The sequence below is a fragment of the Enorma massiliensis phI genome, from assembly GCF_000311845.1.
In the GTDB taxonomy this organism is placed as follows: Bacteria; Actinomycetota; Coriobacteriia; order Coriobacteriales; family Coriobacteriaceae; genus Enorma; species Enorma massiliensis.
On the sequence record NZ_HE978574.1, the window covers coordinates 158555 to 177668 of the forward strand.

A 19114-nucleotide genomic window follows, 5' to 3' on the forward strand; every position below is an offset into this window, starting at 1 on the left:
CCGGTAGGTGAATACCGTCCAGACACGGCAGGCAAGCAGCGCCCGGGCACGGCCCGCAGGCGAGTGAGGAGATACCGATGACCAACGAAGAGCTGCATAACGAGATGGTTGCCGCGATGAAGGCGAAGGACAAGGTGCGCCTTTCCATCGTGCGCCAGGTGATGGGCGAGGTGAAGAACCTCGAGGTGAACGAGCGCCGCGATGCAACCGAAGAAGACGTTAACACCATGATCAAGCGCCTTATCAAGCAGACGACCGAGACGCTCGAGATGTCGCGCAAGGCTGGGAACAACCAGGAGCGCACCGACACCCTGACTCAGCAGGTTGAGATTTTGGAGAGTCTGCTGCCCGAGCAGCTCTCTGGCGATGCGCTGGTCGAGCTTATCGAGAAGACCATCGCCGAGGTTGGGGCTGCGACGCGCAAGGATATGGGGCGCGTGATGGGTGCGCTCAACAAGGCGACGGGCGGAAACTTCGACAAGGCGGCTGCTGCCAAGGAGGTCGGCGCCCGCCTGGCGTAAGGAATCGGTTCGCACGTGGGTTTCAGCGCGGACGACATGCCTCCGCGCTGTTGAAACGGGTCCGTTGGGGCGGTGCATCCGCTTCATCGGGCCCGTATTTTGTGGAAAACTGGAACGAACAATGCGAAGACCCCACGGCGTTTGGTTTGCAATGCGGGAAAAGGGTCGAACGGACGCGTAAAACTACTCGTCCCGTTCTGGCGAGCTCCTGTTTCGCGTTGCCAGAGAGAATGCCGGTCCTGGATAAGGCGATCCGCACCGTTAACGTTGCTTCGCTCTGCCCCCGCCTGTACGTGCGCCCCTGGGGCAATGGGCATGCTGCTCCTTGTAGGTTTCACGCCAGCAAGGAGACTTCATGAGCGGCGCCACTGGTGCAGCCTCCCCTTAGGGATGCAGCAGTCCACATCGGGACGGGCCCGGACGGGCCCGCCCTGTCGTTCAATGTATCAAAGTGACAGAATGAAACCAAATTGGGTATACTTGATTTCATTACTGCAGATGTACGGCGTGTTGCTGCTCGGTTTCATGTTTATTGCGAGCTAACGGTATATGGTGAGTGATAGGGCGCGCACCCGTACAATAGGGCGTATTCAAATCGCATAGCTGTGCGTTTTGAGGCTCGGGCTTCGGGCTTGGGCGCGCGTATCGTGAAAGGAAGGGACCTCGTCCATGGCAAATATGATCGAGATCCGCGGTCTCAATAAGTACTTCGGCGACCTTCACGTGCTGAAGGATATCAACCTGACCGTCGAGGCGGGCGAGAAGCTCGTGGTCATCGGACCGTCTGGATCCGGCAAGTCCACGCTCATCCGCTGCATCGATTGGCTCGAGGAGCCCACCACAGGCGAGGTGCTCATCGACGGGCAGCTCGTGACGAAGAAAAACCATCTTGAGATGGCGCGTAAGTATTCGTCGATGGTGTTCCAGCAGTTCAACCTCTACCCGAACATGACGGTGCTCGGCAACCTCACCTTGGCTCCCATCAAGCTCCAGAAGAAGAGCAAGGAAGAGGCCACGAAGACTGCCATGGCTGCGCTCGAGCGCGTTGGCCTTGCGCAGAAGGCGGGGGAATACCCGCAGAATCTCTCCGGTGGCCAGCAGCAGCGCGTTGCCATCGCGCGCGCTATGTGCACCAAGCAGCCCATCATCTTGTTCGACGAGCCCACATCGGCCCTCGACCCGGAGATGATCCAGGAGGTGCTCGACGTTATGATCGAGCTCGCCCACGAGAACATCACCATGGTCTGCGTCACGCACGAGATGAACTTCGCCAAGCAGGTTGCCGACCGCGTGATCTTCATGGATGACGGCCAGATTCTGGAGGAGGGCACTCCGGAGCACTTCTTCACCAACCCGCAGAACCCGCGTTGCCAGGACTTCCTCAATAAGATCCTGCATTAGCGAACGCGATTATCTCTCGGCTTCGTGATGTCTCGGCGCCGATAGATATACGCCCAGCCGGTGCACGTTATCGCCGGCTTGGCGCCCGATTCCGAACGAAAGGGGTATCAATCATGGCTATGACTCGTCGCAACTTCATCAAGGCGTTCGGCGCAGCGGCAACGGTGGCGGGCCTTGGGCTCGCTGGTTGCAGCGGCGGCGACAGCGGCTCGGGCTCCGCTTCGGGCGATAGCGGTTCCAAGCTGCAGACCATCAAGGACCGTGGCGTGCTCAACTGCGGCGTTAAAGCCGACGTTCTTGGCTATGGTTACCTGAACACCGAGACCAACGAGTACGAGGGCCTCGAGATCGACCTGTGCTACCAGATCGCGGCCGCCGCGCTCGAGACCACGTACGAGGAGGCCAAGGAGCAGGGGCTGTGCGAGTTCACCACGGTGACGCCTTCCACCCGCGGCACGCTCATCGACTCCGGCCAGCTCGACATCGTCGCTGCCACCTACACCATCACGCCCGAGCGCGAGGAGGACTGGGACTTCTCCACGCCGTACCGCACCGACTCCGTGGGCATCATGGTCAAGTCGGCCAACGGCTGGACTTCGATGGAAGACCTGGACGGCCAGACCATCGGCGTGTCCACCGGCTCCACCACGCAGCAGCTCGTTGAGCAGATGATCGAGGATAACGGCTTCAACTGCACGCCCAACTTCACCGAGTACCAGTCGTACCCCGAGATCAAGGACGCGCTCGACGCCGGCATGGTCCAGGCCTTCGCCATGGACCGCTCCACCCTCAACACCTATATGGACGACACCGTCGAGCTGCTCCAGCCCGAGATTGAGTTCGGTACGCAGGATTACGGCGTTGCCACCCAGAAGGGCTGCGACCTTTCCAAGGTCGTGGACGACACCGTGAACGAGCTGCTTGAGAGCGGCTGGATTGACGAGGAAATCGAGACCTGGGGCCTCGTCTAACGATTACAGGGTAATGGACGGCGGGCTCTCGGCTTTTGGCCGCGGGCCCGCTCCGTGTCCCAAAAGGAGGCCGGCGCGCGGGCCCATACGATTGCGCCCGCCGCGCCGCACTGGATATGCCGATACGCGCCGGTCCCCTTTTGGAACATGCGGGAAAGGAACGTCATGCTAGAAAGCCTACTTGATCCCCGGCGCTGGCAGATCACCTTTGATTCGATCGATGCGTTTTGGGACGGGTTCTTTGTCACGCTGCAGGTGGTTGTTTGGGGCCTGATCTTGGCTCTCGCACTCGGCACGATCCTGGGCGTGTTCTCTACCACGCGCTCGCGCGTGCTGCGCGCCATCAGCCGCGTGTACGTCGAGTTCTACCAGAACACGCCGCTGCCGGTGCAGGTCATCTTCATGTACCTCATGGGGCCGCAGCTTCTGCAGCTTGCCACGGGCTCGGCCGCGCCGGTGCCCATTCCGTCTGTAGTGCTCGGTTTCGTGGGCGTTGGCCTGTACCACGCCGCGTATGTGGCCGAGGTTATCCGCACCGGTATCGAGGCGGTTCCGCGCGGGCAGATGGAGGCTGCGCTCTCTCAGGGCTTTACGCGCGTGCAGGCGTATATCTACATCATCCTGCCCCAGACGTTCAAGGTGATTCTCCCGCCGCTGTGCAACCAAGCGCTCAACCTGGTGAAGAACAGCTCGGTGCTCGCACTTGTGGCGGGCGGCGACCTTATGTATCGCTCCAACAGCTTCGTGGGCACCTATGGTTACCTGCAGGGCTATATCCTCGCGTGCGTGATGTACTTCATCATCTGCTTCCCGCTCTCGATGCTCGTGCAGTATCTCGAGAAGCGCTCAAAGCGCGTTCCCAAGGCAAAGAAACTGCGCGATATCGCGCCCGAGCTCACCAAGGAGGCGTAACCGATGGATGCTTTCAACGCAGCGAACCTCACCTTCATCCTTAACGGTTTCTGGTTGACCATTCGCATTTCGGCGCTGGCGATCGTATTCTCGATCATCTTCGGTACGGTGCTCGCCATGATCAAGCAATACTGTCGCGGCAAGCTGTCTATCTTCCGTTGGATCGTGACGGCCTATATCGAGCTGTTCCGTTGCACGCCCAACCTGCTGTGGATCCTCTTCATCTACTTCACGATGCGTGCTTCCAACTTCGTGGTCTCGGTGGTGGCGTTCACGGTGTTTACCTCGGCGGTCGTGGCCGAGATCGTGCGCGGCGGCTTCAACTCCATCCCCAAGAGCCAGTTCGAGGCGGCGCAGAGCCAGGGCTTTGGCTTCTTCGCCACCATGCGCCTCATCATCTTGCCGCAGACGTTCAAGACCATCATCCCGGCGCTCTTCAGCCAGTGCACGACGGTCATCAAGGACTCCTCGTACCTTGCGAGCATCAGCGTCATGGAGCTCATGTTCAACGCGCGCGTGGTCATGGCGCAGATTCCCAGTCTCGATCAGAAGCTCCTCATGTACGGGCTGGTCTTTGCCCTATACTTCGTGTTGAACTTTGGCATCTCGCTCATCGTTCGCGCATACCAGCGCCGTGTGGTTGCTGCGTAGGCGTAAGCTAGGAAACAGCACGTTCAGGCCAGCGTATCGAGGGAAGGCATCATGGGCATCATTCCACAGTTGAAGAAGAGGCGCGCCGAGCTCGAGTCGCGCGTGGCCGCGTCCGAGGCGGAGCGCGCGGGGCAGCCAGTCGTTATCACCATCGCCCGCGATTTTGGCGCGGAGGGCCACGAGATCGGCAAGATGCTCTCGGCGGAGCTTGGGATACCGCTCTACGACAACGAGATTCTCGTTCGTTCGAGCATTCGCGCCGGCGAGTCTATGGACCGCATCGCCGCCTACGACGAGCAGCTTGCCGCAGAGAACATGGCGTTCTTGCCGGATCGCGTGGACGCGCGCAACCTCGCCGATAAGCTGTTCGAGAAGATGGCCCAGGTGATCATCGACCTCGGTTCGACCGAGAGCTGCATTATCGAAGGGCGCCTGTCCGACTACCTGCTGCGCGCCAATCCCAACCACATCGCGGTGCTCGTGACGGCGCCGCTTGAGGACCGTATTCAGATTGTGAGCAAGAAGCGCGGGCTCAACCATTACAAGGGGGCGCAACTGGTCAAGAAACAGCAGCGTGCGCGCGAACAGTTCTACAAGCGCTATTCCGCCGGCAAGTGGCGCATGGATATGGGCAAGGACCTGGTGGTCAACCGCGCGAAGCTGGGGCGCCAGGGGTGCGTTGACGTAATCGCTGCCGCGTACCGCTCCAAGCTGCGCGAGCTAGGGCTTACCGAGACGGGCCAAGCGCCGCGTACCGTGATTGACGACGATACGCTGCATGTGGCAGCGGAAGTGGGATAGCAGCCGGTTGCTGTTGTGACGCGCTGGGCATGGCGCGCTCCGAGCTTGCCGCGCACCGGCTCTGATACCCACCGGGTTTGACGCATGAACAGAGTTTGGTGCATGAGCAGGCTTTGACACACATCTACTGCGACGCATGAGCGCCGGCGGTTCGGTGTTTCCGGGCCGCCGGCGCTTTTTGCACCTCATTGCAGGCGCTGTTCGTGGTTCGGCATCGCGCCTTTAGGCAGGATGTGTCGGAGCAGGGTGCTGAGGCTCAAGGCCTGCTGCAACTACCGGTTGAAGCCCAACGGCAAGGTTGGCGCCATACCGCATATACTCGAACTGTTCATGCTGAATAATGGGGGAATCTATGTCTGCATCCGATAAGCCGCCGTTCCGCAAGCGGCATCCGTGGTTCGTGCGTATCGCGGCGGCGATGCTCGTGCTCGCGCTTGGTTTTAGCGCGTACATTGCCGTGGCGGTGCGCAACCGCCTCGAGCAGGAGCGGCTCGGCCTGGCAACCATCGAAGTGCCCGCTGCGGCCACGCCTATCGAGGGGTCGTCAAAGCGCTCGGGGGCGTTTACCGCGGAGATCGAGTTCACGAGTATGGCTGCAACCGAAGGCCAGCGCGTGGCGGCCGAGGTCTCCTGGGACGACGACTGGTTCTTCCAGGATCCAACGGCCTACAACCATGAGCTGGCAACCACATGCTCGGTGCTCTCGGCTGTGGCAAACGCGGAATCCTCCTATTACCAAGAGGGGTCGGATGCTCCCGCCTATATGGAGAACGCGCTTGGCGCGCTTGGCTTTGAGGAGATCTCGACCGCATCGTACCAGTACCGCAGCGAGGTCTTTGACGAGGTGATCGATTTCTTCGCAGGCACAGACGATGTGGTGGCGTATTCCGTGGCAACCAAGCACGTAACGAGCAGCACGGGCGAGGAGAAGGTGCTCTACCTCGTTTCCATTCGCGGAAGTTACGGCGCAGAGTGGCTGAGCGATTTCAATATGGGCGATGCTGCCGATTACGACATGGATGCCATCGACCATGAGGGGTTTATGCGCGCAGCCGACGAGATTATCGAGGACCTTTCCGCTCGCTTGACCGAGGAGTACAGCGAAAACCCCGATGTGCAGGTGGCGCTGCTTTTCACGGGCCACTCGCGAGGCGCGGCGACGGCGAATCTGGCTGCATCCTACGCAGACGACATGACCTCCGGCCTGCGCCCGCTCACGACGCTCGAGAACATCTACTGCTACACGTTCGCAACGCCCGAGGTAACCCAGTTCGACAATACGGGAGAGGCGCTCTACAACAACATTTTCAATATCATGAACCCGAGCGACCTGGTGCCGCGCCTGCCGCTTGCCTCATGGGGCTATGCACGCTACGGGCGCGATCTGTGGCTTCCAGGGTACGGCGATGCGACCTTTAACGACCATTACGCTGATATGCGGGCTGCATTCGAGGAAAACGTGGGTGCGTAGTGCCCGTATGTTCCCGAGGACCGTGCGCAGGTAGATGCATTCATCGAGAAGCTGGGTGAGCAGATTCCTACGCAGGACGACCTTGTTTCTGCAGGTGGCATAGCTTCGCTTATACAGGATTTCGCTGTGGACCTTGACCCTGTTCGGGTGCTGTACGGACATTATCCTGGCGTGTATATCGCATGGATGCAGGTGATCGATGCGGACGACCTTCGCAGCTCTTAGGGCGAAACTTGCGGACCGCTGCATCAAACCGAGGGCCGCTGCCGGATGTTCCAGCAGCGGCCCTCGTGCGTCATGCGCAATCAAGCTGCGAGGTTCGCGGGGTGGCGATTACGCCTCCTCGCCGAGCAGCTTCTCCTTGATATCGGCAGCGGCCTTCTTGCCGGCGCCCATGGCCAGGATGACGGTTGCGGCACCGGTCACGATGTCGCCGCCAGCCCAGACGCGCGGATTGGAGGTGCGTCCGTTCTCATCGGTCTCGATAAGGCCCCAACGGTTGAGCTCGACGTCGGCGCAAAGCTTTGCGAACGGGTTCGCGCGCGTGCCGATGGCCGTGACCGCGACGTCACAGGGGATGGCGAACTCGGAGTCCTGGATGGGGATGGGGCGACGGCGGCCGCTCGCATCGGGCTCGCCAAGCTCCATGCGCTGAAGCTCGATAGTCGAGACGAAGCCGTCCGGGCCGGGCAGGAAGCGCAACGGGTTGCAGAGCTCGAGAATCTCAACGCCCTCTTCCTTGGCGTGATGGATCTCGGCGCGGCGCGCGGGCATCTCGGCCTCGGTACGGCGGTAGGCGAGGGTGACCTTCTCGGCGCCCAGGCGAAGTGCGGTGCGCGCGGCGTCCATGGCCACGTTGCCGCCGCCGAACACGACGACGTTCTTGCCATGGCGGATAGGCGTGTCGTACTCGGGGAACTCGTACGCCTTCATGAGGTTCGTGCGCGTGAGGTACTCGTTTGCGCAGTACACGCCGGGCAGGTTCTCACCGTCGACGTGCAGGAAGCGCGGAAGGCCCGCGCCCACGGCCAGGTAGAGGGCGTCGAAGCCGTCCTCGTTGAAGAGCTCGTCGGCATCGAAGAGGCGGCCGGCGACCGAGTTGTACTCAAAGTGGACGCCCAGCTCTTCCAGGCCCTTGATCTCGCGCTTGACGATGTCCTTGGGCAGACGGAACTCGGGGATGCCGTAGGTGAGCACGCCGCCGCCGGTGAAGAACGCTTCGAACACGGTAACGTCGAAGCCCTCGCGCGCGAGCTCGCCGGCGCAGGCGATGCCAGAGGGACCAGAGCCCACGATGGCAACCTTTTTGCCGTTGGACGGCTTGCACTCGGGAGCCTCGCCCACCTCGTCGGCCATGTCGCCAAGCATGCGCTCGAGCTGGCCGATTGCCACGGGCTCGCCCTTGCGGCCGAGGATGCACTTGCCCTCGCACTGGTTCTCCTGCGGGCACACGCGGCCGCAGACGGAGGGGAGCAGGTTATCGGCCTTGATGGTCGCGAGCGCCCCCGCCCAGTCCTCTTCGCGAATCTTCTCGATGAACTGCGGGATATGGACGCCTACCGGGCAGCCGTCCATGCAGAGCGGCTTCTTGCAGTCGAGGCAACGGTTTGCCTCGGCGATGGCGTCGGCCTTGGTGTAGCCCGTGTCGACCGGGCGGAAATCATGAGCGCGCTCCTCTGCGGGCTCCTCGTTCGCGGGGGTGCGGGGAGCTCCGATATTGGGGCGGTACTTTACTTCTGGCATGCGCAGTCCTCCTCATGATGCTTGATGGAAGCGGCTTCCTCGGCCTTGTAGCTGGCCTGGCGATGAGCGAGGTCGTCCCAGTCGACGAGGTTCGCATCGAAATCCGGGCCGTCGACGCAGGCGAACTTGGTTTCGCCGCCCACCTCGACGCGGCAGCATCCGCACATGCCGGTGCCGTCGACCATGATCGGGTTCAAGCTCGCGACGATGGGGATCTTGAACTCGCGGCAGGTGAGGGTCGAGAACTTCATCATGGGGACGGGGCCCACGCAGAAGCACGAATCGATGGAGTCGGTCTCGCAGAGGCGACGGAGCGGCAGGGTTACAACGCCCTTCTCGCCCATGGAGCCGTCGTCCGTGGTGATGAAGAGGTTCTCGAGCGGCAGCGACGCGAACTGCTCGAAGAGGATGAGCAGGTCCTTGTTGCGGGCGCCCATGATGACCGAGACCTTCTTGCCCTGTTCGCAGAGGGTGCGCGCGACCGGATAGGCGATGGCGAGGCCCACGCCGCCGCCAACGACGGCTACGCGGTCGCCCTCAATCTCGGTCGGGCAACCGAGCGGTCCGGTGATGTCCTGAATCTCGTCACCTTCGTTGAGCTCAGAGAGGCACTGGGTCGTCTTGCCCACGACCATGAAGATGAACTCGATCCAACCCTCCTCCGGGTTCCAGTTGGCAAAGGTGAACGGGACGCGCTCGCCCGTCTCGTTGATGCGCACCATGAGGAACTGACCGGCATGGGCATGCTTGGCCATCCTGGGTGCGTGGACGCGGAACTCGAAGACCTTCTCCGAGAACTGCGTCTTCTTCAGGATCTTGAACATAGAACCCCTCTCTCATACGAGGCAGGGAGGCTGCGGTGCATGCTGCTCGGCCTAGAAGGACGGGCTGCGCGCATACCGGGCTCCTGCCTGCACACACAAATCCGATTATACCCCGCTGCCTGCATTTTCAATGCAAGTGGACAGCAGGTATCGGATGAGCGGTGCGTGCATGACGCATGCGGTTTGAGGGGTTGGCGCGCTGGGCGCAGCGCCGGTAGTTAGTGCTTGCCGTTGTTCGCAGCTGCGCCGTTCACGTGGTCCCGGGCATAGATGACGCCTTGTGCGAGCGCGAGCTCGCAGGCGTCTGCTGCGCGCATGATGGTGTCATCGAAGGCCTCAGCGTCCTTGCCGCGCAGTTGCTTGAGCACAAAATCGGCCGTGGGCATGCGGCCCGGAGGCTCGCCGATGCCCGTGCGGATGCGGCTGAAGTCGCGGCTGCCAAGCTTGTCGATGATCGAGCGCAGGCCGTTGTGCCCGGCGTGCCCGCCGCCGACCTTCACGCGCACGTCGCCCTCGGGGATGTCGAGCTCGTCGTGGACGACGAGGACCTCCTCCGGCTTGATGCCGTACTCACGGCAGAGCTTGGAGATGGGGCCGCCGCTCGTGTTCATGAAGCTTTGCGGCTTAACGAGCACGACCTCGCGTACGCCGCCTTCGGCTTCCGTATCGCGCACCTTGGTCGTGGCGACCTCGGCGCCCAGCTGGTTCTTCCAGTACGATACGCCCGCGCGGCGAGCTAGCTCGTCTACCGTTTTAAACCCAGCATTGTGCCGGGTGTTAGCGTATTCTTCGCCAGGATTGCCCAGGCCTGCGACCATGCGGATGGGCATTGGTTGTGCTGCCGCCATGCAAATCCCCTCTTCTGCGACGGGGCCCTTTGTCCGGACCCCGCGTTTTCGCATCCATTGCGGACAAATTATCGCTGTTTTGGACACGAAGCGGCCCGATTTAGGACATGTCCGCCGAATGTCCTAAATCGTCCGGATGACGGGACGTAGCTCGAGCGCGCGGCTACGCATTGGGAGCGCCCGTGCGTTTCGCGTATGGATCTGGTTCGCGTTCGTCCTGGTTCCATCAAAATGTACTCGGGGTATATCTTTTGTAGGGATGCGATATGGTGAATGAGCGCGGGTGCTCATGTGATACCGTTCGTACATGGAAGCACTTGTGATCATAGACTTTTCCGCTTTGCGAGGCGTGCGTTCCGCCCGCCGCACGTATGGCTCTTTGCCATGGAGTGCTGTGGGCCGCGTTGAGCAACGCCATGCGATCGAGGGTTGCGTGCCCAACGCGGATATGGTTGATCTTGATGATTTAGCACGCTTGGGCATGTGGGCACCAAATGAAAGCGAGGAGCTCCACGTGCTCGTAGCGAGCGCGGGCGCGCGGCGCGCCCGAGCGCCGATGCTTTGCCATGTGTGCCCCGGCCCGCTGCCGCTTGGTGCGATTATGCGCGTTGCCCCTGGGGTGTATTGTTCCTCTCCGGCGTACACGGCGCTGAGGTGCTCGCGTGGCAGATCCGTTCCTGAGATCCTCATTCTGTTGCTTGAACTGTTGGGCTCCTATTCGCTGCCGCCAGAGGCCACATTTCCTATCGCGTGGGGCGGGGTCTGGCCCGATGAGGTTGAAAGAAAGTCTGTTGAGCAGATTCACTATCCAAGTGAGCCGGTGGCGACAATAAAAGAGCTTCAGGCAATGGCGCGTTATGCAAAGAGCAGCGAGTACGCCAACTTTAGAACTGCCGTACGTCTTGCAGCGACGGGCTCGAGGTCGCCAGCCGAGTCGATCATGTATGGGATGCTTGCCCCGCCCTTGCGATTCGGAGCTTTCGGGATTTCGTCCCTGAAGGGAGGCATGCTGCTCAATCATCGGATTGATTTCGATACTACTTCGCTTCATATGGCGTCAGGGGTGCCGTATGCTGTGTGCGATGCGTACATTCCTGCTGCCCATATTGATACGGAGTACAACGGAGTCGGGCACGAGGAGGAGAACCGTCGGATTCATGACGGGCAGCGCAACAACGGTCTCAAGGGTATGGGTGTTACGGTGCTCGTTATCAACCGGGACCAGATGCGTGACATTGTTGCTTTGGAAGCAATTGCCCGTTCGATTCATAAGGCGGCTGGCGGCCTGCTTCGGTATCGATACTCTGGCGTCCGCCAGCGTCAGACAGCATGGCTCAATGGCTTGCGGGCGGGGAGCGGACTTCCTCCCGCGTAGTTTTTCTTTCAAATGCCGCTTTTTCTGGCAGTTATTTCAACTATGAACGATTGCAGGGGCGATGCGGCGAGCATCGTCCGCAGCTGGATGGCGGAACCGTCAAATAAGAGACAAAAACCAGGCATTTTGCTAGGTGAGTTGGCGTCAAAAAGCCATGGCGGGCGTCGCGGCGGCTGCCAAATCGTTCATAGTTGAAATAACTGCCAGAAATAATTGGATTTATTGAAAAAAGTTGCTCTGAACACAAAATAGGGGGCCGCGGCATATGCCGCGGCCCCCTATTTCGCAGGCGTTGCGATTGCGGATGTCTTACATCGCGAAGTCGCCGCCGACGAGCTTGGAGACGCTCTCCTCGTCGTACACGGCCGCGATCGCGTTGGCGAACTCGTCTGCCACCGTAATGGTCTTGATCTTGCCGGCAGCCTCGACGGGGATGGAGTCCGTGACCACGCACTCGACGATCGGCGCATCGTTCAGGCGCTCGATAGCGGGGCCGGAGAAGATGCCATGGGTAGCGCACACATAGATGTCGCCGGCGCCCATCTTCTTGAGCTCGCGCACGCTTGCGCACAGCGTGCCCGCGGTGTCGATCATGTCGTCGTTGATGATGCAGGTCTTGCCCTCGATATCGCCGATGATGCCCATGACCTCAGCGGCGTTGTGGCGCGGACGGCCCTTGTGCGCGATGGCGAGCGAGCAATCGAGCATGTCGGAGAGCTTCTTCGCAGCCTTGGCGCGTCCCACGTCCGGAGACACGACAACAAGGTTGTCGGTATCGAAGTGCATGTTGTTGTAGTACTCGCCAAAGAGCGGCAGCGCGGAGAGGTGGTTCACGGGGATGTCGAAGAAGCCCTGGATCTGCCCCTGGTGCAGGTCGAGCGTGATGACACGGTCAACGCCTGCACGCTCGAGCAGGTTGGCAACGAGGCGCGCAGTGATGGGCTCGCGCGGCGCGGCCTTGCGATCCTGGCGCGCGTAGCCGTAGTGGGTGATGCACGCGGTGATAGTGCGGGCCGAGGCGCGCTTCGCGGCGTCGGTGGCAATGAGCAGCTCCATGAGCGCGTCGTTGACGTCGCCCGAGATGGACTGGATGAAGAACACGTCGGCGCCGCGCACCGTCTCATCGAAGCGCGCGTAGATCTCGCCGTTGGCGAACTTCTCGAGTGCCAGGCCCGAGAGCTCGACCCCCAATAGGTCCGCGACCTTTTCTGCTAGCGGCCTGTTCGCTGTGCCCGAGTACAGGCGCAGCGTTTTCTGCATGGCACACGTCTTCGATGGGTCGTTGATGGGCATGTTCCCCTTCTCCTTCTGCTCGACTGATGTAACGTTCGAGGCCAATAGATACCGTTACTGCCGCGCGATCTTGCGCTCGGAGTAGCCGGTTATGATGCGCTGCTCGGTGCGCTCGATAGCAAGCGCACCGTCAGGAACATCCTTGGTAATAGTGCCGCCGGCGCCCGTCACCGCGTTCGACCCGATGTTCACGGGCGCGACCATCATGGTGTCCGATCCGATGAACGTGTTGTCGCCGATGGTGGTCGGGTTCTTGTGGACGCCGTCGTAGTTGCAGGTGATGGAGCCGGCGCCGATGTTTACGCCCGCTCCCATGGTGGTGTCGCCAATATACGAGAGGTGGGGGACCTTGGAGCCCTCGCCGATGGTGGATTTCTTGATTTCGACATGCGTGCCCACATGGGCGCGGTCGAGCAGGTGCGTGCCGGGCCGCAGATAGGCGCGCGGCCCCACGGTGACCTCGTTCTCGATGACGACATCGATGCCAACGGTTTCGTTAAGCGAGCAGCCGTTGCCGCAGGTCACATTGGTGAGGCGCGTGTTGGGGCCAACCTCGCAGCCTTCGCCGATGCGGCAGGTGCCGTCCATGAAGGTGAGCGGCCACACTACCGTGTCGCGGCCGATGGTGCAATCCGGCCCGATCCAAGCGAGAGCGGGGTCGATAAAGGTGACGCCCTCCGCCATGAGGGTCTCATTGATGCGATCGCGCGCGATGGCGGTGAGTTCGGCGAGCTGCGCGCGGCTGTTGACGCCGAGGCCGTCTCGATAGTCGTCGCAGCAGAAGGAAGTCACGCGCTGCCCGGCCTCGCGCAGGATGGCGAGCATGTCGGGCAGATAGTACTCGCCCTGGGCGTTGTCGTTGTTGATCTCGTCGATGTGGGCGGCGAGCAGGGCGCCGTCGAAGGCGTAGCAGCCAGCGTTGCATTCCTGGATGGCAGCCTGGCTGGGCGTGCAGTCTTTCTGTTCGACGATCTCGATGAGGGAGCCTGCGTCGTCGAGCACGATGCGGCCGTAGCCGAAGGGATCGGGCGGCAGCATCGAGAGCACGGCACCCGCGGCTTTTCCAGTGGCGACGGTCTCAGCGAATCGCTGGATGGTTTCGGGCTGGATGAGCGGCAGGTCGCCGTTAAGCACAACGACCGGCCCTTCCGAGATGCCGCATGCCGAGAGGGCGACCTTGACGGCGTGGCCCGTTCCCAGCCGTTCGGCCTGTTCCACGCATTCGATGGATGCCGCGGCGCTCGCATAGGAGGCGTCGATGATGTCGCGCACTTCCTGCGCGTGGCTGCCCACGACCACGATGATGCGCTGGCAGCCAGCGGCAATCGCCGCGTCGGCTACCCATTCGATCATCGGTTTGCCCAGAATCTTGTGGGCGACCTTAGCATGGTTTGATTTCATGCGGGTGCCCTCGCCCGCAGCAAGAATGATGGCAGTTGCTTCCATGAACTCCCCCGAATTGCGCGTACCGTACAATGCCGAAGCGCTCGGCTTGAGGCGGTTCACGCGGCTGCGCGCGGGGCGCTGCACCAAGAATGTGACTCAAATCGAGCAGGATGTCACTTGGATGATACCTTAGCGGGCAAGTATGCGGGGGCAACAAGGAGGGCGAAGCGCCAAACGTCACAGCGAATGCGCAGGCGCGGCGCGGTTGCGTGGGGGCGCGAGGGGCGGCGGGGCGAGTGCGCCGCGGTTGCGGCCCAATCGCGCGGTGTGAAGGCACGGAACCGGCGACGAGGCAGCGGGCGCACGGTCCCGTGGCGCGGCGTGCGAGGTCGGCGGAGCGGCGAGGTGCTGCGCGGTGGCGAAGCGCTAGGCACGCAGCCCGACCGGATGGCGCGCTCTGATTTTGGGTAGACCAATAGTACATGCTCGCAGGGCCCGCGCTGCGCGGTCTATTTTCGCTTGAACATTTGGAGAGATATGCACGGGGATACCATTCTGCTTATGACCTTCGTGTTCGCGCTCGTCGCGGCATTTGCCGGCGGCGTTGTGGCGCGTGCGCTTCGCTTGCCGCCCATCGTGGGCTATCTTGTTGGCGGGCTTGTGGTGAGCCCATTTACGCCGGGCTTCATCGGCGATTCGGATGCCATGAACCAGCTGTCCGAGGTCGGCGTCATGTTCATGATGTTCAGCACGGGCCTGCATTTCTCGCTCAAGGACCTCTTCGAGGTCAAAGGCATCGCGGTGCCGGGAGCTATCTTGCAGATAGCCGTGGGTACCGTGGCGGGCTATGCGCTGGCGCAGGCGTTCGGATGGACGCCCGAGGCAGGCATCATGCTCGGCCTTTCGGTGAGCATCGCGTCGACGGTGGTCCTCATCAAGAACCTGACGGACGCGGGCCTGTACCAGAGCCATGGCGGCCGTGTGGCGACGGGGTGGCTCATCGTGGAGGACCTGGCGACGGTCGTGATTTTGGTGGTGCTGCCGGTGGTCTTCGGTCCGGGCGAGACCTCGGGCGCCGAGCTGGCGGCGGGCCTTGCCGAAGCGCTGCTTAAAACGGTGGCGTTCGTGCTGCTTATGCTCGTGGTGGGATCGCGCGTGCTGCCATGGGTGCTCGGTAAGATCGCGCGCTTCTGCCCCAGCGAGCTCTTCCAGTTGGCCGTGGTGGTGATCGCGCTCGGCACGGCCATGGCGGCTTCGCTGCTGTTCGATCTCTCGGTAGCGCTCGGGGCCTTCCTGGCCGGCGTGGTGGTGAGCGGGTCCAAGCTCTCGCATCGCGTGGCTGCCGAGGCCATCCCCTTCAAAGACCTCTTCTCCATCATCTTCTTCGCTTCGGTGGGCATGATGGTCAACCCGGTGACCCTCGCTTCGCATGTGGGAGAGCTTATTGCGCTCGTGGCGCTCATCATGGTGGGCAAATGGCTCATCAACATGGTGCTCGGCGTAGTGCTTTCGGCTGGATTGCATGGCACGCTCACGGTGGCGGCGGGACTCGCGCAGATTGGCGAGTTCTCGTTCATCATCGGACAGACCGGTATGGGGCTGGGGATTCTCACCGCCGAGCAGTACACGCTCATTTTGGGTGGCGCCGTGGTGTCGATCGCGCTCAATTCGTTCGCGTTCAAGCTTATCGACCCCATCGAGAGGTGGATGCGCAAGCATGCGCGGCTCGCTGCCCTGTATGAGCGCCATGTGCGCCAGTTTGAGGAGCCGTCGAGCGACGTGCGCGATCACGTGGTCGTGGTGGGGTATGGGCACGCGGGAAGGTGCGTGACCGAGGTGCTCAAGAATCTCGATATCCCGTGTTTGGTCGTAGAGCGCGACCTGGAAACGGCGGAGGAGGCAGAGGCGGATGGCCTGTGCGTGCTGGTGGGAGATGCGGCCAATTCCGAGATTTTGGCTCATGCACATTTGGATGCAGCGCGCGTGCTCGTGATCGCGGGCGGCGGAGACGCGGCGGCCGAGGCGATTGCCTACGAAGCGCGCCTGTTCGCGCCTGGTCTGCACATCGTGACGCGTGCCGAGGATGAAGACGGCCTAAAGGCGCTCGCGGCCGCTGGCGCCAACGAGGTCGTGAGGCCGGAGCTCGAGGGCGGTATCGAGCTTATGCGCCATACGCTCATCGATTTGGGCTACACGCCCCGCCAAATTCAGGATTACGCGAACGAGCTGCGTGCAAGCGGTTACGAGGCCTTGGGCGACAACGCCCAGGGTGCGCGGCGGCGTGCGTTCGAGCGCCTAGTGGCGTCGCTTTCCGAGGTGGAGCTCGAGTGGGTGTTGGTGGGCGAAGCAAGTACGGCCGCCGGGAGCACCCTTGCCGACCTCGATCTGCGCGCAAAGACGGGCGTCAACGCGGTGGCGCTCCGCCGCGGAGGCGAGGTGACGCTGTTCCTCGATGCGCGGACCGAGCTGCACAAGGGCGATAAGGTTGGTCTCGTTGGCACCGTGGAGCAGGTGGAGGCCGCAGCGAAGCTGTTCGCGTAGCGGCGGGACGTGCCCGCCAAGCGAATTCGCCCTCGCTGCCGGGCTCGCCGCCGCCAGAACCCCTCCTCCGTGCTTGACAAGACGTCAGCCTGCAACAGTTCTGTAACATTCCTTGACTCCACTCAACTAAAGCGACACAATCTAGTTCGCCGAAAGGGCAGCGAGGGCGGCACGGGGCCGCGCTCGATAGAACGAAAGGTTGCTCTGCGATGCATGCTTACCTACTAATTTCGGGTGAGATTATTAGCTAGCGCGGGTTTGGTATATCGCCAGCCCGCGCTCATCGCGGGCGGCTGTAAGGCGAGGGCCGTCGTATATCGAGGCCCTCGCTTTTTTGTATCTGCCCGTGCTCGCGCGATGCGCCCAGGCCGGTGAGCCGGCAGGCGCGAATGTAGATCGCATCATCTTCGGGGCTCCGAGGGAAGGAACGTGTCATGAACGGAATGGTCGTCGTTGTGGTGGCCGCGGTGGTGCTTGCCGCCGGCTACCTCGTATATGGTCGATGGCTGGCAAAGACCTGGGGGATCGACCGCGAGGCTCTTACCCCTGCCAAACGCATGGAGGACGGCAAGAATTTCTCGCCCGCCTCGTGCTTCACGGCGTTTTCGCACCAGTTCAGCTCCATCTGCGGTGCGGGCCCGGTCACGGGTACTATCGCGGCGATGATGTTCGGCTGGTTGCCGGTGCTTCTGTGGGTGCTCGTGGGCGGCATCTTCTTCGGCGCCGTGCACGACTTCGGTGCGCTCTATGCCAGCGTGAAGAACAACGGCAAGTCGCTCGCCCAGCTCATCGACAAGTACATCGGTCGCACGGGACGCCGTCTGTTCCTGCTCTTTAGCTGGCTGTTCACCATCATCGTGATCGCGGCCTTCGTGGACATGGTTGCCGGCACCTTCCAGGCCACCTTCGCCGCCGATGGCGCCGTGGACGCGGCCGCCTCCTATGCCGGTGGCACGGCGGGCACCATCTCGATCCTCTTCACATTCGTTGCTATCGCATTCGGCTGGATCAACCGCAAGTTCGGCCTTAGCGGTTGGAAAGAGCTCCTGCTTGCTGTGGTGCTCTTCGTTCTCATGTTCGCCGTGGGCATGCAGTTCCCGGTATATCTGAGCAAGTTTGGCTGGTTCGCAGTCATCGCGGTGTACCTGCTGTTCGCTGCGGCTATGCCCATCCAGACCCTCAAGCAGCCGCGTGACTATCTCACGAGCATCATGATGATCGTCATGATCGTGTGCGCGGTGCTCGGCATCTTCGTGCTCGGCGCCAACGGCGAGGCCACGATGACCGCCCCGATGGTCGCCGACATCTCAGCGCTCGCCGCAAACGGCAGCTATCTGTTCCCGCTGCTGTTCGTGTCGGTCGCATGCGGCGCGCTCTCCGGCTTCCATAGCCTCGTTTCCACCAACACCTCGTCCAAGCAGGTCGAGAAGGAGCAGGATACCGTCGTCGTGGGCTACGGCGCCATGATCGTCGAATCCTTCGTGGGCGTGCTCGCCATCGTGGTGGCCGCCATCATGTACTCCCAGATCAACAACACCGGCGCCGCCGGCGCGCTTCAGGGCACGCCGTTCCAGATCTTCTCGCAGGGTGTGGCGCGCGGCATGATGGCCTTCGGCGTGAACGGGACGCTGGCCACCGTGTTCATGACCATGTGCGTCTCCGCACTCGCGCTGACCTCGGTTGACGCTGTAGCGCGCATCGGCCGCCTCTCGTTCCAGGAGTTCTTCGCAAAGGGCGACGACGCCGCCGAGGATGTGGCAGCCGAGAACACCGGCCTTGCCAAGGTCTTCTCGAACACCTGGGTTGCCACCGTGCTCACGCTGGCGCTCGGCTTCGCGCTCGCATTTGGCGGTTACAACAACATCTGGCCGCTCTTCGGCGCGTCCAACCAGCTGCTTGGCGGCATGACCATGATCACGCTCGCGGTGTTCTGCAAGTGCACCGGCCGCAAGGGCTTCATGCTCTACGTTCCCGTGGCGTTCTTGCTCGCCTGCACGTTCACCTCGCTTGTGCAGAGCATCATCAGCTGCGCGAACGCGCTCGCTGCCGGCGGCATGGCGGTCATCGCGACTTCCGGCCTGCAGCTCGTGTTCGCAATCCTCATCGTGATTCTGGGCATCTTCGTGGCATACAACTGCTTGAAGGAGCTCTTCACCAAGGAGGCCGGCTCCATCCCCGACGAGGAGCCCGAGTGGTCGCAGATGGGTAAGGCTCGTTACAGCCATGGTGAGCGCCCCGAGGCTCCGGCCGACGGCGCCAAGGCTCAGGCCTAATACCCTCCCAAAATGATAAAACGAACCCGGTTCGTTTTATCATTTCTTCCGACGAGATAAGCCGCGAAGGGTGCAGGTGCCCTTCGCGGCTTGTTGGTTTTGG

Annotated in this window: 15 protein-coding genes; 10 read left to right on the top strand and 5 right to left on the bottom strand. The window is 62.0% G+C overall.

Translation table 11 applies throughout. The annotated features are described in order from the left end of the window. Positions 1–77 precede the first annotated feature (77 nt). From HGEM_RS00645 to HGEM_RS00675, 7 genes are all read left to right on the top strand, one after another. Complete coding sequence (locus HGEM_RS00645; RefSeq protein ID WP_019127465.1) at positions 78–521, top strand: GatB/YqeY domain-containing protein; 444 nt, start codon at positions 78–80, stop codon at positions 519–521. Positions 522–1190: 669 nt separating this feature from the next. Then, positions 1191–1922, top strand: coding sequence for an amino acid ABC transporter ATP-binding protein (locus HGEM_RS00650; RefSeq protein WP_019127466.1), 732 nt, complete (start codon positions 1191–1193; stop codon positions 1920–1922). A gap of 113 nt (positions 1923–2035) precedes the next feature. After that, on the top strand, positions 2036–2893 hold the full coding sequence (locus tag HGEM_RS00655) for a substrate-binding domain-containing protein (protein WP_019127467.1): 858 nt from the start codon (positions 2036–2038) through the stop codon (positions 2891–2893). A gap of 165 nt (positions 2894–3058) precedes the next feature. Next, positions 3059–3805: an amino acid ABC transporter permease gene (locus tag HGEM_RS00660; RefSeq protein WP_019127468.1), complete on the top strand. Its 747-nt coding sequence runs from the start codon at positions 3059–3061 to the stop codon at positions 3803–3805. A gap of 3 nt (positions 3806–3808) precedes the next feature. Continuing rightward, positions 3809–4456 (top strand): amino acid ABC transporter permease, encoded by a 648-nt coding sequence (locus tag HGEM_RS00665; protein ID WP_019127469.1) that lies wholly within the window; start codon positions 3809–3811, stop codon positions 4454–4456. Between the two features lie 51 nt (positions 4457–4507). Continuing rightward, the gene (locus HGEM_RS00670; RefSeq protein ID WP_019127470.1) at positions 4508–5257 is read left to right on the top strand and encodes a cytidylate kinase-like family protein; all 750 of its coding nucleotides are present in this window, start codon (positions 4508–4510) and stop codon (positions 5255–5257) included. A 352-nt stretch (positions 5258–5609) separates the two neighbouring features. Continuing rightward, complete coding sequence (locus HGEM_RS00675) at positions 5610–6728, top strand: lipase family protein (RefSeq protein WP_019127471.1); 1119 nt, start codon at positions 5610–5612, stop codon at positions 6726–6728. Between the two features lie 333 nt (positions 6729–7061). Here the strand turns inward: HGEM_RS00675 and gltA are convergent, their stop codons facing one another. The 3 genes from gltA to pth all read right to left on the bottom strand — a co-directional run bounded on the left by gltA (position 7062) and on the right by pth (position 10143). Beyond that, positions 7062–8471, bottom strand: a complete 1410-nt coding sequence (gene gltA, locus HGEM_RS00680) for an NADPH-dependent glutamate synthase (protein ID WP_019127472.1) — start codon at positions 8469–8471, stop codon at positions 7062–7064. Beyond that, positions 8459–9295, bottom strand: a complete 837-nt coding sequence (locus HGEM_RS00685) for a sulfide/dihydroorotate dehydrogenase-like FAD/NAD-binding protein (RefSeq protein WP_019127473.1) — start codon at positions 9293–9295, stop codon at positions 8459–8461. Before HGEM_RS00685 ends, gltA begins: the two co-directional genes overlap by 13 nt. A gap of 218 nt (positions 9296–9513) precedes the next feature. Beyond that, the gene (gene pth, locus HGEM_RS00690) at positions 9514–10143 is read right to left on the bottom strand and encodes an aminoacyl-tRNA hydrolase (RefSeq protein ID WP_195891225.1); all 630 of its coding nucleotides are present in this window, start codon (positions 10141–10143) and stop codon (positions 9514–9516) included. A 394-nt stretch (positions 10144–10537) separates the two neighbouring features. On the opposite strand from pth, the gene HGEM_RS00695 reads away from it, so the two are divergent. Then, entirely contained in the window at positions 10538–11518 is a 981-nt protein-coding gene (locus HGEM_RS00695; RefSeq protein ID WP_230197194.1) for a hypothetical protein, read from the top strand. A 309-nt stretch (positions 11519–11827) separates the two neighbouring features. Here the strand turns inward: HGEM_RS00695 and HGEM_RS00700 are convergent, their stop codons facing one another. Both HGEM_RS00700 and glmU read right to left on the bottom strand, forming a co-directional pair. Next, positions 11828–12811 (bottom strand): ribose-phosphate diphosphokinase, encoded by a 984-nt coding sequence (locus HGEM_RS00700; protein WP_019127476.1) that lies wholly within the window; start codon positions 12809–12811, stop codon positions 11828–11830. A 54-nt stretch (positions 12812–12865) separates the two neighbouring features. Beyond that, a complete protein-coding gene (gene glmU / locus HGEM_RS00705; RefSeq protein WP_035100859.1) occupies positions 12866–14257 on the bottom strand; it encodes a bifunctional UDP-N-acetylglucosamine diphosphorylase/glucosamine-1-phosphate N-acetyltransferase GlmU in 1392 nt (463 codons plus the stop codon). A gap of 477 nt (positions 14258–14734) precedes the next feature. On the opposite strand from glmU, the gene HGEM_RS00710 reads away from it, so the two are divergent. After that, positions 14735–16738, top strand: coding sequence for a monovalent cation:proton antiporter family protein (locus HGEM_RS00710; RefSeq protein ID WP_019127478.1), 2004 nt, complete (start codon positions 14735–14737; stop codon positions 16736–16738). A gap of 434 nt (positions 16739–17172) precedes the next feature. Further along, the gene (locus tag HGEM_RS00715; protein WP_019127479.1) at positions 17173–19011 is read left to right on the top strand and encodes a carbon starvation CstA family protein; all 1839 of its coding nucleotides are present in this window, start codon (positions 17173–17175) and stop codon (positions 19009–19011) included. Positions 19012–19114 lie beyond the last annotated feature (103 nt).

What these genes read in the sequence shown, in the direction of transcription:
- HGEM_RS00715 (WP_019127479.1), top strand. Translation starts at nt 17,173, where the DNA reads ATGAACGGAATGGTCGTCGTTGTGGTGGCCGCGGTGGTGCTTGCCGCC.
- HGEM_RS00660 (WP_019127468.1), top strand. Translation starts at nt 3,059, where the DNA reads ATGCTAGAAAGCCTACTTGATCCCCGGCGCTGGCAGATCACCTTTGAT.
- HGEM_RS00710 (WP_019127478.1), top strand. Translation starts at nt 14,735, where the DNA reads ATGCACGGGGATACCATTCTGCTTATGACCTTCGTGTTCGCGCTCGTC.
- HGEM_RS00655 (WP_019127467.1), top strand. Translation starts at nt 2,036, where the DNA reads ATGGCTATGACTCGTCGCAACTTCATCAAGGCGTTCGGCGCAGCGGCA.
- HGEM_RS00675 (WP_019127471.1), top strand. Translation starts at nt 5,610, where the DNA reads ATGTCTGCATCCGATAAGCCGCCGTTCCGCAAGCGGCATCCGTGGTTC.
- HGEM_RS00665 (WP_019127469.1), top strand. Translation starts at nt 3,809, where the DNA reads ATGGATGCTTTCAACGCAGCGAACCTCACCTTCATCCTTAACGGTTTC.
- HGEM_RS00670 (WP_019127470.1), top strand. Translation starts at nt 4,508, where the DNA reads ATGGGCATCATTCCACAGTTGAAGAAGAGGCGCGCCGAGCTCGAGTCG.
- HGEM_RS00645 (WP_019127465.1), top strand. Translation starts at nt 78, where the DNA reads ATGACCAACGAAGAGCTGCATAACGAGATGGTTGCCGCGATGAAGGCG.
- HGEM_RS00685 (WP_019127473.1), bottom strand. Translation starts at nt 9,295, where the DNA reads ATGTTCAAGATCCTGAAGAAGACGCAGTTCTCGGAGAAGGTCTTCGAG.
- HGEM_RS00700 (WP_019127476.1), bottom strand. Translation starts at nt 12,811, where the DNA reads ATGCCCATCAACGACCCATCGAAGACGTGTGCCATGCAGAAAACGCTG.
- gltA (WP_019127472.1), bottom strand. Translation starts at nt 8,471, where the DNA reads ATGCCAGAAGTAAAGTACCGCCCCAATATCGGAGCTCCCCGCACCCCC.
- pth (WP_195891225.1), bottom strand. Translation starts at nt 10,143, where the DNA reads ATGGCGGCAGCACAACCAATGCCCATCCGCATGGTCGCAGGCCTGGGC.
- HGEM_RS00650 (WP_019127466.1), top strand. Translation starts at nt 1,191, where the DNA reads ATGGCAAATATGATCGAGATCCGCGGTCTCAATAAGTACTTCGGCGAC.
- glmU (WP_035100859.1), bottom strand. Translation starts at nt 14,257, where the DNA reads ATGGAAGCAACTGCCATCATTCTTGCTGCGGGCGAGGGCACCCGCATG.